This is a genomic window from Helcococcus ovis (genome assembly GCF_004524775.2).
In the GTDB taxonomy this organism is placed as follows: Bacteria; Bacillota; Clostridia; order Tissierellales; family Peptoniphilaceae; genus Helcococcus; species Helcococcus ovis.
Window position 1 is genome coordinate 1326490 of record NZ_CP119081.1, and the last position, 14463, is coordinate 1340952.

General features: G+C 27.7%; 15 protein-coding genes. 7 read left to right on the plus strand and 8 right to left on the minus strand.

Annotated features, from left to right (window positions below):
• Window positions 1–110 precede the first annotated feature (110 nt).
• The 4 genes from EQF90_RS06115 (at window position 111) to EQF90_RS06130 (ending at window position 3112) form a co-directional block, all read left to right on the plus strand.
• Window positions 111–1049 (plus strand): FAD:protein FMN transferase, encoded by a 939-nt coding sequence (locus EQF90_RS06115; RefSeq protein ID WP_134711836.1) that lies wholly within the window; start codon window positions 111–113, stop codon window positions 1047–1049.
• Complete coding sequence (locus EQF90_RS06120) at window positions 1049–1666, plus strand: NADPH-dependent FMN reductase (RefSeq protein ID WP_134711837.1); 618 nt, start codon at window positions 1049–1051, stop codon at window positions 1664–1666. The genes EQF90_RS06115 and EQF90_RS06120 overlap by 1 nt, the downstream gene beginning before the upstream one ends.
• A complete protein-coding gene (locus EQF90_RS06125) occupies window positions 1666–2319 on the plus strand; it encodes an NADPH-dependent FMN reductase (RefSeq protein ID WP_134711838.1) in 654 nt (217 codons plus the stop codon). The genes EQF90_RS06120 and EQF90_RS06125 overlap by 1 nt, the downstream gene beginning before the upstream one ends.
• 235 nt (window positions 2320–2554) lie before the next feature.
• Window positions 2555–3112, plus strand: coding sequence for a hypothetical protein (locus EQF90_RS06130; RefSeq protein WP_134711839.1), 558 nt, complete (start codon window positions 2555–2557; stop codon window positions 3110–3112).
• Window positions 3113–3190: 78 nt separating this feature from the next.
• Here the strand turns inward: EQF90_RS06130 and EQF90_RS06135 are convergent, their stop codons facing one another.
• The 3 genes from EQF90_RS06135 to pip all read right to left on the minus strand — a co-directional run bounded on the left by EQF90_RS06135 (window position 3191) and on the right by pip (window position 7597).
• A complete protein-coding gene (locus EQF90_RS06135) occupies window positions 3191–4732 on the minus strand; it encodes an ABC transporter transmembrane domain-containing protein (protein ID WP_134711840.1) in 1542 nt (513 codons plus the stop codon).
• A gap of 618 nt (window positions 4733–5350) precedes the next feature.
• Complete coding sequence (locus EQF90_RS06140) at window positions 5351–6610, minus strand: HlyC/CorC family transporter (RefSeq protein ID WP_134711841.1); 1260 nt, start codon at window positions 6608–6610, stop codon at window positions 5351–5353.
• A gap of 48 nt (window positions 6611–6658) precedes the next feature.
• Window positions 6659–7597 (minus strand): prolyl aminopeptidase, encoded by a 939-nt coding sequence (gene pip / locus EQF90_RS06145; protein WP_245152914.1) that lies wholly within the window; start codon window positions 7595–7597, stop codon window positions 6659–6661.
• 160 nt (window positions 7598–7757) lie between these two features.
• On the opposite strand from pip, the gene EQF90_RS06150 reads away from it, so the two are divergent.
• Together EQF90_RS06150 and EQF90_RS06155 are read left to right on the plus strand one after the other, a co-directional pair.
• Window positions 7758–8591: a thymidylate synthase gene (locus EQF90_RS06150; RefSeq protein ID WP_134711843.1), complete on the plus strand. Its 834-nt coding sequence runs from the start codon at window positions 7758–7760 to the stop codon at window positions 8589–8591.
• Between the two features lie 9 nt (window positions 8592–8600).
• The gene (locus EQF90_RS06155) at window positions 8601–9104 is read left to right on the plus strand and encodes a dihydrofolate reductase (protein ID WP_134711844.1); all 504 of its coding nucleotides are present in this window, start codon (window positions 8601–8603) and stop codon (window positions 9102–9104) included.
• A 211-nt stretch (window positions 9105–9315) separates the two neighbouring features.
• On the opposite strand, the gene EQF90_RS06160 is transcribed toward EQF90_RS06155, so the two are convergent.
• Both EQF90_RS06160 and EQF90_RS06165 read right to left on the minus strand, forming a co-directional pair.
• A complete protein-coding gene (locus EQF90_RS06160; RefSeq protein ID WP_134711845.1) occupies window positions 9316–9732 on the minus strand; it encodes a histidine kinase in 417 nt (138 codons plus the stop codon).
• 52 nt (window positions 9733–9784) lie between these two features.
• A complete protein-coding gene (locus EQF90_RS06165; RefSeq protein ID WP_134711846.1) occupies window positions 9785–9997 on the minus strand; it encodes a hypothetical protein in 213 nt (70 codons plus the stop codon).
• A 352-nt stretch (window positions 9998–10349) separates the two neighbouring features.
• On the opposite strand from EQF90_RS06165, the gene EQF90_RS06170 reads away from it, so the two are divergent.
• Complete coding sequence (locus EQF90_RS06170; RefSeq protein ID WP_134711847.1) at window positions 10350–10580, plus strand: hypothetical protein; 231 nt, start codon at window positions 10350–10352, stop codon at window positions 10578–10580.
• 110 nt (window positions 10581–10690) lie between these two features.
• On the opposite strand, the gene EQF90_RS06175 is transcribed toward EQF90_RS06170, so the two are convergent.
• From EQF90_RS06175 to EQF90_RS06185, 3 genes are all read right to left on the minus strand, one after another.
• Complete coding sequence (locus EQF90_RS06175; protein WP_134711848.1) at window positions 10691–11674, minus strand: alpha/beta hydrolase; 984 nt, start codon at window positions 11672–11674, stop codon at window positions 10691–10693.
• 99 nt (window positions 11675–11773) lie between these two features.
• Window positions 11774–12745, minus strand: a complete 972-nt coding sequence (locus EQF90_RS06180) for a tagatose 1,6-diphosphate aldolase (RefSeq protein WP_134711849.1) — start codon at window positions 12743–12745, stop codon at window positions 11774–11776.
• Between the two features lie 62 nt (window positions 12746–12807).
• Window positions 12808–14412: a Na/Pi cotransporter family protein gene (locus EQF90_RS06185; protein ID WP_134711850.1), complete on the minus strand. Its 1605-nt coding sequence runs from the start codon at window positions 14410–14412 to the stop codon at window positions 12808–12810.
• Window positions 14413–14463: the final 51 nt, after the last annotated feature.

The following is a 14463-nucleotide window of genomic DNA, read 5'->3' on the forward strand; positions in this document are numbered from 1 at the left end:
CAAGTGTTTTTCTATCAAAATTATTCATTTGAATGAAACCGAAATTTAAGAGTATATATATTTATTATATTTTTAAGATTTTTGTATTATAATAATTATGGAGAAGATATATGAAATATAGCGAATTATTTACTTCACTAATGGGAACTAAGATACACATAAAAGTTTTACATGATAGTCCTGGTGAAATATTAAAAAAATGTAACAAATTATTAGGCGAATATAATAGAAGATACTCGATATACAACAATGACTCAGAACTGATGTATGTAAACTCAAATGCTCACATTCATCCTATAAAAGTTAATAATGATTTATTTGAGTTGATAAAATTAGGTAAAATGCATAGCGTAGACGAAAATAGTAATTTAAATGTTTGCATTGGTCCGATTGTAAAATTATGGAATATCGGATTTCATAACGCAAAAATTCCTTCAAATAAAGAATTATATGAGAAATTAAATATAATAAATCCTACTGACTTAATTTTAGATGAGGAAAACAAAACTATATTTTTCAACAAAAAGGGCATGGAAATTGATTTAGGGGCTGTAGCTAAGGGATATTTTGCCGATAAAATTTTAGAATATTTAAAATCAGAAAATGTATTATCTGCAATTATAAATCTTGGCGGTAACATTCTTACTCATGGATTTAATTTGGAAAGTCCTGATATAAACTGGAAAATCGGGTTACAGGATGCTCAGTTAACACGTGGAAATCATATTATGATGTTGGAAATAAATGATTTATCAATAGTTACATCAGGAATATATGAGAGAAAATTAATCATAAATGACAAATCTTATCATCATATATTTGATTCAAAAACAGGATACCCGATTGAAACGGATATGACTAGCCTTTCAATCATTTCAAAGAAATCTGTTGATTGTGAAATATGGTCTTCTAAACTTTTCGGAAAATCCTTTGATGAAATAGAAAAAATCTGTCTATCAGAAAAACACATAGAGGCAATAGCTCAATATAAAAATGGTGAGGTTAAATTTACCAAAGGCGTACATAAATACATTTTATGGAGGAAATAATGATTAAACTTGTAGGAATAGTTGGTACAAATAACCAAAATTCAACAAATAGAAAACTTTTAGAATATATACAAACTCAATTTTTTTATAAAGTTGATGTAGAATTAATTGAAATTAAGGATGTGCCCCTAATTGGCACCATAAAGGGAGATGAAATCCCCGAAATAGTTATGAATATTTCAAATAAAATTGAAAAATCTGATGGCGTAATCATTGCAACACCGGAATACGACCATTCTCCAACTGCATCTTTACTAAACCTATTGTCATGGCTATCGTATAAAATTCATCCTTTATATAAAAAGCCTGTAATGATAGTCGGCGCTTCTTATGGTGCTTTGGGTTCGTCAAGAGCTCAATATATGCTAAGACAAATATTAAAGTCTCCGGAACTTGAAGCTAATGTTTTAAGTTCTGAATATCTTTTGCCTTATTCAAAAAAGGCATTTGACGAAATGGGAGATCTAAGAGGTAGAGATAAAATTCGAGAAATGGAAAATATTTTTGATGAATTTTTAGCATTTGTGGATTTTGTAAATAAGTCGAATGCTGAAAATTTAATCAACATCCATGATTTTGATAATTTCAAATGGGATTCAATAAAGGAGGAAGAATAATGAAATTTGTAGGAATTGCCGGATCAATTTCCGATAAATCGTATAATAAAATGCTTTTAGATTATGCAAAATTCATCTTCAATGATGTAGTTGAAATTGAAATTTTAGATATAAATGACATTCCATTATTTAACCAAGATTTAAATCAAGACGATTACCCAAAAATCAAAGAATTATCAGATAAAATCGAATCATCTGACGGTGTAATCATTGTAACCCCAGAACATAACTACACAATACCCGCAGTATTAAAGAGCGTAATCGAGTGGTTTTCGTTCAATGTTCACCCATTAAAAAATAAACCGGTTATGATTTTAGGTGCATCTTATACAGAACAGGGAACTTCCAGAGCTCAACTACACCTAAGACAAATCCTTGATTCTCCGGGAGTTGATGCATTTGTAATGCCGGGAAATGAATTTCTATTATCAAATGTAAGAGAAAAATTTGATAAAGATGGCACACTTATCCACGAACAAACATCTGACTACTTAGAACACTGTCTTTTAAGATTTATGAAATACGCAGAACTAATTAAAAAATTAGATATAGACAACATTGAAAGCAAATTTACTCTAACACTAAAAGCCGGGGGATATGTAAACATAGATGATCCATATTCAGATGGTACAGCCGGAGCTTCAGAATATTAAAATAAAAATAAAGAGATTTCACTTACGGCACTGGTCCTCGGAGCTTGAGCTGACCTCCATAAAATTGATTTTGATTTTTCAACTTTTTAAGGTCAGTTCAACTATCGCTCCTGTGGAGGTGCCTAAGTGGAACTCTTTATTTTTTTGCGAAAACCATTAGATTATGTTAGAATATAAACAAGGATAACGATATCCTGTAGAGATTAAAATGGGATTTTTTAATAAGGAGTAAGATATGAATAAACAATATGATTTAAAGAAGGATATAAAATTTGAAATAATATTTCTTATTACTTCAATAATTTTAACATTGGTAAATTTTAAGTATAAATCAGATTATAGAGATTTAACGCTAATATTTGCAGCCATTTTTGTGGGATTAAAAACAATTATTTATTTTCTAAATAACAAAGCTGAAAAAACTAAAAATACTAAATTGCTCAAATCAATAAAAAAATATAATAAAATTATAAACAGAGTTTTTAGTGTTTGTATGATATTTATTTTAATTGGTGTTATTGTCTCAATTTTTAATAATGTAAATATTAAAGATAAAAAAGATATATCGGCTATTGTAATATCAATAATAATTATTGCTTTAGCTATTATATCAGCTCTATTAGCTCGTAAAATTTTAATAAAATATATCTTCAAACAAGAAATACATACAGCGTCTGAAAAATACCCATTTTTCTTACTATTAAATATTATTATTGGATTTGTGATTTTTGTAATTTTAGGAATGTTAATTTTATTAGCATTACCATATTTAGGCATTAAAATTTTTCAATAATTAAAAATAAATGGATCCCACGCAGGCACCTCCGCAGGAGCTTTTGCTCCGAGGACTAGTGCAGCTAGTGGAATTCCTTTATTTCTTAAATTTATACACTTCATCAAACATTCTTAAATATTCTTCATCATTATTATGAGTAACTATTATTATGGTCTTATTAGTTTTCAATAATAATTTCGTCAATTCTATTTCACTATTTTTATCAATATTTGCAAAAAATTCATCTAAAATTATTATTGGCTTATAGGAATTTATCGCTCTAGCAATATTCACTCTATCTTTTTCTCCCATACTCAATCCATTTATATCTTTAGATTTTAAACTTTCAATGATTTGTAAACTTTCAAAATTAGGTTCATTATTCGGGTTTGAAATTTTAATATTTTCCAAAGCACTATCATTTAATACAAATAAATTTGATACATACATTAAAATTTCGTTTGTATTTATGGTATTTATATCAATTCCATCTATAAAAATTTGATTGTCACTATTATTAAGTTTTTTAGATAATAGCTTCATTACAGTAGATTTTCCACTACCATTTTCACCGATAATTGCATATTTTTTTCCTTTTGAAAATGTCATATTAATACCATTCATACTAAAATCATTGATTGAATAGCTTAAATTTCTCAATTCTATTTTTTCAAAATTGATAATTTTTTCTTTTAGTAAATCTTCATTCTTGTCTTCAAGATAAAAATCCAGTTTATCGATGATTTTTGAAGATGATTTTATGGTAATAATCAAATAAATCATATCTCTTATAGGAATTGCAACTAAATCAACAAATCCAATAAGTGCCATGAATGAGCCTATTTCCATCATTCCCATTGATACGATTACAATACCAAGTATGAATGTAACTATGTTGATAAAATAAAGCGAACCACCTGAAAAAATATTTGTAAATGAAATATATTTCACTAAATTATACACACTCATTTCATGTTCAACATTATATTTATCAAATTTTTTCACGAATTCTTCACTTGTGTTATAGTCAAAAATTTCCTTGCCTTCCATTAAATTTTCAAATATAGATACAAATTCAGCATTTTTATCACTTTCAGCCCTTCTCTTGTCTTTCATCTTTTCCCCAACGATTTTAGGAATGAAGAATGAAATTGCTGAGCTTATAATAATTGCAATTGTTAAAATCCAACTTAAATAAAACATGTACGCTATGTAAACTAAAAATGAAATAATACTAATATATAGGGAAATGTAGCAATAAATGTAATTTTCATAAATTGTTTCAGTATCTCTAATTATTGAATTTATAATATCTCCAGTAGTTTTTTGATTTAACTTTTTCGCATTCATTTTGGTAATGGATTCAAAAACTTTTCCTTTAATATATATGGAATACTTAGCTCCAAACCATCCAATGCTTATTTTCTTCTTGTATTCAAAAAGTAAGAATAATAATATTGAAAATATGTACAATGTCCCATATCCAAGCGCTGTTTGTAAATTCAAATTTTTATAATTATCAATTACTAATTTAGTGCAAATCGGGATTAAAGAAATAAACAATATACTCAAAAATGTGTACAAAACAATCTTAAATACTGATTTTTTATTATTCGATATGTAATTTTTTATATTCATATTTAATCCTTTTATTGTTATTTTTTCTTTATATATTTTATATTAAAGTTAATTAAAAATAAAGAGTTTCCACTTACGGCACTAGTCCTCGGAGCTTGAAATGACCTCCTTAAAGTTGATTTTGATTTTCAACTTTTCATGGTCAGTTCAACTGTCGCTCCTGCGGAGGTGCCTAAGTGGAACTCTTTATTTTTTATGTATAGGAGTATGAATTATCTCAATTAAAAGAAAATTCAAAAAGAGATAATAAAATTTTTGCTAAAAATGTCCGCAAAAATTCGATTTTAAAATAAGCGATAACAAAATTTCAATGTAAAATTATCTCAAAAATTACATTCATAAAATTGAGATAACAAAATTTGTCAAAATATTGAAAAATTTCATATTGAAAATAATCTCAAAATAGAAAATTTCTAAAATGCGATAAAAATCAAACCGAAAAAATTACTCACAAAATTAAAATATTAAAATAAGCGATAATTTTTCAATAAAAAATAGTACCCACAATAATTAAAAATAAAAAAATGAGATAAAAAAATAAAGCATCCCACGCAGGCACCTCCGCAGGAGCTTTTGCTCCGAGGACTAGTGCCTTCAGTGGGAATGCTTTATTTTACTTTATTTTATTTTTTTTATAACCACTTTCTCAATCCTATTTCCTTCAATCTCTTTTACAGTAAATCTAAAGTTTTCAAAAACGAATGAATCTCCGAAGTGTGGCATTTTGTCAAGAATTTCAACTACAAATCCGGCTATTGTATTTGAGTTATATTCTTCTGCATCAGAAATTTTTAAAAATTCAAAGATTTTATCAAGTGAACATCTGCCACTTACTTCGTAAATTTTATTTCTTTCTAATACTTTTATTTCTGATTCTATTTCATCGGATTCGTCCCAAATTTCTCCAACTAATTCTTCAAGGATGTCTTCCATTGTTACAATACCTTCAAGGCCGCCATGTTCGTCTATGATTGCCGCCATGTGTTTCTTTTCCTTTTGCATCAATTTTAATAATTCGGATAGTTTAAGCATACCCGGAATGTATAGAATATCTGAAATTATGGAATTTATTGTTAAATCCGGTTCTCCTTTTTGTTTTCTTCTTAAATATTTGTGAAAATCTCTTTCTAAAATAATACCTAGGACTTTGTCTACTGTTTCTTCATATACAATAAGTCTAGAGTACGAATATTCATCAAATATTTTTTCTATTTCTTCATCTGTGTCATTTATCTCCACGCCAATAATGTCAACTCTGGGAATTAATATACTTGAAACGCTAACATCATCAAATTCAACAGCAGCTTTTACAAGTACGTGTTCATCATCTTCAATGCTTCCTCCAACTTTCGCCTCATCAATATATGTCAAAAGCTCTTCTTCACTTATTGAATGATCAATATTAACTTTTACAAATTTTCTAATTAATTTTTGCCATTGAGATAATGTCCATATTACGGGTTTTAAAATAATCATCATAAAAGAAAGTGGTTTTGTAAATTTTATAGCCAAACTTTCCGGCATGATTTTTGCTATTAACTTCGGTGTAATTTCTCCTAAAATCAATAGCAAAATTGTAGTTGCTACAGTTGAAACTAATGCTCCATAAACAGGAAATATCTTTACAAAAAATAGTGTTGCAATTGCAGAACTGCCTATATTTACAATATTATTCCCTATTAATATCGCTGAAAGTAGGTCATCATATTTTTTATTAATTTCTAATGTTTTCTTTACCTTTTTATCCCCATCTTTTAATCTAGTTTTTAATTTTGCAACCCTCAAAGATGTAAATGCTGTCTCTGAAGCTGAAAAAAATGCTGATAGTATAATACAAATAAAAAACAATATCACACTATATATCTGCTCAGAATCCATTGATTCATATTCCTCCCTATTTTATTAATCTTGTACAGTATATCATAATTATTTAAATAATTTTTTAAATTTATTTGTAGCTTCTATTAGTTCATGTGTGTTTTCTTCTTCTATTGAACTGTGACCGGCTATTGTAAATATCAATTCAGAATTATTAAGCTTTTTATCTAATAGATATGCCCCTATCGGTCTACAATCAACATCATATCTTCCATGCACAATTATGGTAGGAATGTTTTTAATACGGTCTACATTATCTAAAATATAATTTTCCGGCATGAAAAAATCATGATAGAAATAGTGACATTCCATAATTGCTATTGCTAAATCATAGTCTGAAATTTCTTCAGATAATTCTCTAGGATATAATGATACAATCGAACCTTCAAAATCCGCAAATTGTTTTGCATATTTTTTTTGAATTTCTTTATCATCAGATGTCAATTTTTCATAGTAAGAATTAATTAAATTTTCTTTCTGTTTTTCTGTGAAATTAGCTGTAAATTTTTCAAATAAATCCGGAAAAAATGAATCACTCCCCTTTTGATACAACCAATCAGAATCTTCTTTTCTCCCTAAAAATACTCCTCTAAGAATTATACCCAAAACTCTATCAGGATGATTTATAGCATAATAAAGCGAAAGGGTTGTCCCCCATGAACCGCCAAATAAAACCCATTTGTCTATTTTTAAATGCTCTCTGATTTTTTCCATATCATCACTTAAATATTTTGTAGTATTATCTTTAAGTTCTAAAAATGGTTTGCTTTTGCCACACCCTCTTTGATCAATAGTAATAATTCTATAAAACTCAGGATCAAAAAATCTATTTCCTAAAGTGCCACATCCGCCTCCCGGTCCGCCGTGTACATAAACTATCGGCTTACCATCTTTGTTTCCACTTTCAGAATAATAAATTTCGTGAATATCATCTACTTTCAAATACCCTTCATTATATGGTTCTAACTTATTAAATAATTTATACATTTTCACTCCTAAAATCTTTAATAAATATATTATAATCCTTTTTCATAGGTATAATCAACATCTCGCATAATATCATATATTTTTTTTATAAATGATTTTTACCTAGTAGAAAAATATGTTAAAATACTTATTAAGATTTAGTTAGATACAAGGAGTAATTATGAATTTAGCAGATAAAAATTTTATTAATTTATGTAAGGATATTTTAGCAAATGGCTACTCAACCGAAGGTGAAAAGGTAAGACCAAAATACGCAGATGGCACTCCATCTCATACAATTTTTACAACACAAGTTTTTGAAAAATATGATTTATCAAAAAATGAATTCCCTATTTTGACGATTAGACAAATTCCTTGGAAATCGGGGATTAAAGAAATTTTATGGATTTATCAAGATCAAAGCAATGATTTAAGCATTCTTAAAGAAAAATACAATATTCATTGGTGGGATGAATGGAATATTGGAGATGGGACAATTGGTCAAAGATATGGTGCAACAGTTAAAAGATATAATTTAATAAATAATCTATTAAATGGACTTAAAGAAAATCCTTATGGAAGAAGGCATATCATAAATCTTTACCAAGAAAATGACTTAAATGAAACTAAGGGCTTGCATCCTTGTGCAATGGAAACTCAATGGAGTGTAAGGGGAAAATACCTTGATTTAACTTTAATTCAACGTTCTTCTGACCTTCCGGTTGCAAATTCAATTAATAAAATTCAATATGTTGCCTTACAAATGATGATTGCAAGACACGTTGGTCTAGAGCCTGGGATGTTTTGCCATTATGTTAATAATGCTCACATTTATGATAGACATTTTGAACAGGTTAATGAGTTAATCTCAAGACCGGGTCAAGAAGACAGTGAAAATATCAGATTAGTATTAAATCCGGAAAAAAATGATTTTTACAGCTTCACAATTGAAGATTTTAAGCTTGAAAATTATAATCCAAATAAACCAAATCTAAAATTTGAAATGGCTATTTAAGGAGTTAAAATGTTAAAAAATATCTATATGATGGTTGCAATAACTAAAAATACCCACGCAATCGGAAAAGATGGTGATATGATTTATCACCTAAAGGAAGATTTAAAATATTTCAAACAAACAACTTCAAATAATGTAATTGTATGCGGGAGAAAAACTTATTTTTCCTTTCAAAAAAGACCTCTTCCAAACCGTAAAAACATTGTGCTTACACGTTCACATGATACTTACGAAGGAGCCATTTCCATGCATTCAAAAGAGGAAGTTTTAGAATATGCAAGAAATAACCCAGATGAGAAAATTTTTATAGTTGGTGGGGATAATATATATAAACAATTTATTGATGATGCTTATAAGCTATATATTACAGAAATTGAAGAGCCTATAAATATCGAGGCAGATAGCTTTTTCCCTAAATTTGATAAAAAAGAATGGAAATTAGAAAGCATTTCTGAAGAAATCGAATCTGATAATTCTCCAAATTATAGGTTTGCGGTTTATAGTAGAAAATAGGAAAATATTTTGAATTTTATTAGGAGCTTGAAAAAAGAGAATTAGAAATTTTACTCTCTAATTCTCTAAATATGTTAATTTAATTCTTCACCAACACTACTTGTGCCCTATGGGTATTTGACAAATAACCGTTTTTATTCTCTCTTTAAGTATGTATTTAACAATGAAATCAAAAATTATTTTCTTACTTAACAATCTAATTATATATTTTTTACATGTAAAAATCTTTTTCATTAAGTTCATAATACCTTTTTTTATTATCTTTTAAGTATTTTGTATTATCAAAAGGAACTTCGTATGAGTGTTCTTTTTGTAAATAATTAAAACTTATAATTGCTTTATTACCTTTATCATCTGATTTAAAATTTTTAATATCACACCATGAATGATAATTAAATTTAGATTTCATTGATGTGCTAATTTCTTTAATATAAATTCCATCAACATTAAAATATAAAATAAAAGTTCTACTAGAACTATAAATTCCCCACAAATTACTTATGAACATTTTTAGTAAAGATTTTGATGTTGAATTATATTTTGAAACTATTAAATAGTCTCTATCTGTACTAAAATCATTTTTTACAGCTGTTCTTAATTCTTCATTTTTATTAAATAATATTCCCATTTTTTCTCCTGTTAAATATCACAACATTAATTAATTTGATTTTAATAATTATTTATCCCCAAAATGTACATTTTACTCCTGAGTAAGCTAAACTTGCAATCAATGTACCAATATTAGCTTTTATACCGAATCTTAACATTTGTTTTCCAATTAGTTCTGCTACTTTTCCCCATGCTTTGCATTGAATGTAAGCCGCAACATCGCCACTTTCTAATAATTGATAAAAGTCCATTCCAGGAATCATTCCTACTAATTCACCTTTCATACAGTCAATAAAACCAGATTTTACCGCATATCTTTCAGTATAAATATCAGAATCAATAGCGAATAATTTATTAATTTTTTTGACATATAATCTACTTTTTATATTTATATTTTTTTGATAACGTCATCTTAGTTAAAATTATAACGATTAATCTCTTATTTTGCAAGTTAAAAAATTCATTCTTTTCCTTTAAGATATTCTATAATTAAATAGTGTTGGTGTATATATAAGTCAAGCTTATAACATTTTTTTGATTTATTATATATATTATGATAATATAAACATGTAAACATTTTCTTATTTTAAAAATCATGATTGTTATTACTAATAATTCATAAAAGGAGGTTGCAAAATGAAAAAAGAAAATAATTTATCATTTTATATTAAAATACTTTTATTCATCTTATTACCAATATTTACCATTGGTATTTCTATGTATATAATTGAATTTTTAAATTTATACGATTGGCAAGAAAAAAGACTTTTGTTTATAGTGTTTATTACATATATAAATTTAACGATAGGATTAGGTTTTGTAGTTGTGCGAGACTTAATTAAATATAAAAATAAATGTAATTTATAATTTAATTTTAATTTATTTCAACTGATAAAACCTGCTGCAACACACCCCTTTTGAATTGTTTTGCAGCAGGTTTACATTTCTAATATAGAATTTTTAATGAAGCTAAATTTTTAAAACCCCTTAATCCACTTTTCAAATTCATCAACATACAAGTCATCTGAAAACCCATGTTTTTCATTTGGTACAAATATTCTTGTAACACTTGTTTTATTTTCTTTAGCCACTCGAATATAGTCTTCAACACTATCTTGATTAATTATTTCATCCTTATTTGTGTAGGCTAAAAATTGTGGTATATTAGATGATGAAAAATGATTTTTTATATCTAATTTGTTTAATAAATTTTCTCTTTTCGATTCATCCATCAACTCATCGTATTTAACCACAGATGTCAACATCGGCATATTATATTCAAAACTTAATGCCGGATAAATAAATGATGCTGATAAAACTTTATCTGAAATCTCATCTATTTCATCTAAATCATATTCATCTGAAAAATGGTTTTGCCCCATATATTGATTTATAAAGCTTGAAGCGATATATCCTCCCGATGAAAATCCAATTAAAGATATTTTATCCGGATTAATATTAAATCTTTTCGCATTATATCTAATATATCTAATCGCTCTTTGTAAATCAAGCATAGGTATTGGAAATTTATAGGGATTTGAACGATAGTGTAATACAAAAACATTTATCCCCCTACTGTTTAACCTTTCTGCGATATTTTTACCTCCACTGGGACTTCCATCTATCGTTTTATATGCAAATCCACCACCGCAAATTGAAATCACGGTGTGTTCAGCCTTTTCCACTAAATATGGAATTATATATGGAATATCATTATAGTTTTGCGACTCGTATCCACCCTTAATTTCATGCATATATGTGAATGTATCCGCCAACCTACTTATATCTTCAAATTGTTCATTTACTATTTCCCTTGCATATCCAACAGTTACATCAAATCTGTTTGCATCAAAATCAATATTCATATCATCTAATTTACTTTTTGTTGAATATCCATACGGATTTACCCATATATCAATTTTATTTTCGTAATTGTGTACTCTTACACTATTTAACGCCATCAATACTCCTAGTAATTAAATTATACTTGAAACAGTATAATAAGTTTTATTTTTTATTAAATGTATCTATAAAAAAAGACCAGATTACTGGTCTTTTTTCTATTTTTCTAATCTTTTTGTCCATGGTTTGCATGTCTCTTTAAGAACTTCATTTAATGAAACAATATTTTCTTTACCTTCTGCTCTTAACCATTCTAAACATTGTCCTTCGCCTTTTTCTAATTCAGCAACTCCACCTTTCCATGTAGCTCTTCCACATAATACTCCGTGGAATTCTGCTCCAGCATTTTTTGCAAATTTCAATGTTTCTTGAAATAGCTCCGCACTAACTCCTGCACTCAAGAAAATGTATGGTAAATCTGTTGCTTCTGATTGTTCTTTGAAAAATCTTGCTGCTTCTTCTTTTGTGTAAACAGCTTCTTCACCAAAGCCTTCAACAAATTTCATATTTACAGGAACTTCCAATTTCAAAACATCTACCCCATATCTTTCATCAGAGAATATTTTAATCGCTTCATTTACTTTTCTTGGTTTTAATTTTGCAAATTCCTTTGAATTACCATCTTTGTATTCATTATCATATGTGATAATTTCTAAAAAGAATGGCATATCTAATGCTTTACATTCAGCACCGATTCTTTCAATTTGTGCTTTTTTAGGGTCATTGTTTTCATCTGTATCATCAACATTATAATATAAAAGTATCTTTACAGCATCTGCTCCTAATTCTGCAATTCTTCTAACAGAAAGATTTGGTGTCAATTCTAGTTGTCTATTATCATCTCTATAACCTGTAATTTCATAAGCCATTAAAAGTCCAGCATTTTCATCTATGTCTTTAATAGCTTCCACTCCATAAATAGGATCCAAAAGTATTGATGATGAATATTTTGTCAATTCCTTTGCTACTAAACTTTTATATTTTTTAATAAATGAAGTTCTTTCTTCTACTGATAATGACGGAACCATTTTTTCCATAGCTCCCCTTTGATCTATCGCCAAAGCTGCAATTACCTTATCTTCATTTGATAATTTTAAAAGTCTTTCATATTTTTTTTCTGATATTTTCATATAACCTCCATATATTTATTATATATTTATATTTTATCTCTAAAAATTAATGTTTTCAATTATTATTGATAAATAGTTTCATATTGTCTTGATATGTTTAATAAATGATCTCTTATTCTCATTAAATATGTGTATAATTTATCGTACATTAATCCCGCTTCTGCGTTTGAAATTTCTGATTTTAATCTTTGAATAGAATTTTCTCTATTTCTATCTGCTAATTCTGAAATTTTAAATGAAAATTTAGAAATTTTTTTCATATCAAATTCATTATCTCTTAAACTTTCATAAACCACATCAAACATTTTTTCTAATTCTGATGTAATTTCAATAATTTCCATTTTAGCTTCATTTGAAAATTTAATTTGTTTACTATACATTGCGTTTTCCAAATTGCTGATATTATATGCATAATCTCCTAATCTTTCAATATTAGCACAACTCTTTAAGTAATATGAGAGATGTTTATATTGGTATTTATTCAAATCATTTGTCATAGATTTTACTGTTACTTTTGTAATTTCTCTGTTTAAGTAGTCAATAACTTCCTCATTAAATTCTATTGTAGCTGCTTTATCATCATCATGTTTCAATAAATTCTTTACTGAAAGTTGAAGATTGCTTTTTGCATAATCAAGCATTCTTAAAGATTCTTGTTTTATCCCCGCAATAGTAGGAATAGTATCATGATATGCCGCCGGATTTAAATACATAAGACTCAATCCAATATCTCTATGGTCTTTACCTTGAATTATTTTCTTTGATATTTCTACTAATACATTTGATAAAGGTAAAATCAATAAAGTTGTCACAATATTAAATGCAGTATGTAAAAACGCAATTTGCTGTGCTACATTTGTTGTCCAAGACTGTATCCAAGGTATTACAGGAAGCACTAATGCAAATATAGTAAAAATAATCGTGCCGAAAACATTAAACAAAACATGAGATACTGCTACTCTCTTAGCATTTTTGCTTGTGCCGAAACTTGATAATATGGATGTAATACATGTCCCGATATTAGTACCTAAAACTAAATAAAATGCTGATGAAAATTCAATAATCCCTGTTGATGCAAATGTTATTAAAATACCTGTTGTAGCTGATGAACTTTGTATAATTGCTGTAAATAATGCACCTTCCAGTATCCCAATCACAGGATTACTGGATTTTGCCAACAGGGATGTAAAAGCCACATTTTTCGCTAAAGGTTTAACTGCTTCCCCCATTATATTCATGCCCATAAATAAAGTACCAAATCCAAACAATATAGTACCTGCGTATTTATATTTCCTCTTCTTTACAAACAACATCATTGCCATACCAACAAAAGTAATAACAGGAGCTACTAATTTAATATCTAAAGTAAGTAAAAGACCAGTTACCGTAGTACCAATATTTGCCCCCATGATAATATGTATCGCCTGTGTTAGTGACAATATTTTCGAATTTACAAATCCTACAGTCATAACTGTTGTAGCAGATGAACTCTGTATAATCGCTGTAACGATAGCCCCTATAAGAACACCAACATATTTATTACTTGTTAGTTTTTCAAGTATATCTTGTAATTTATTGCCGGCAAGAAGCTCCAACCCTTTCCCCATCTCATGCATACCGAATAAGAACAGGGCAAACCCTCCTAAAAGCATAGATATTTGCTGCATATATCCTCCAATTTAATTTATTCAATAAAATTATAACATAATAATTATTAT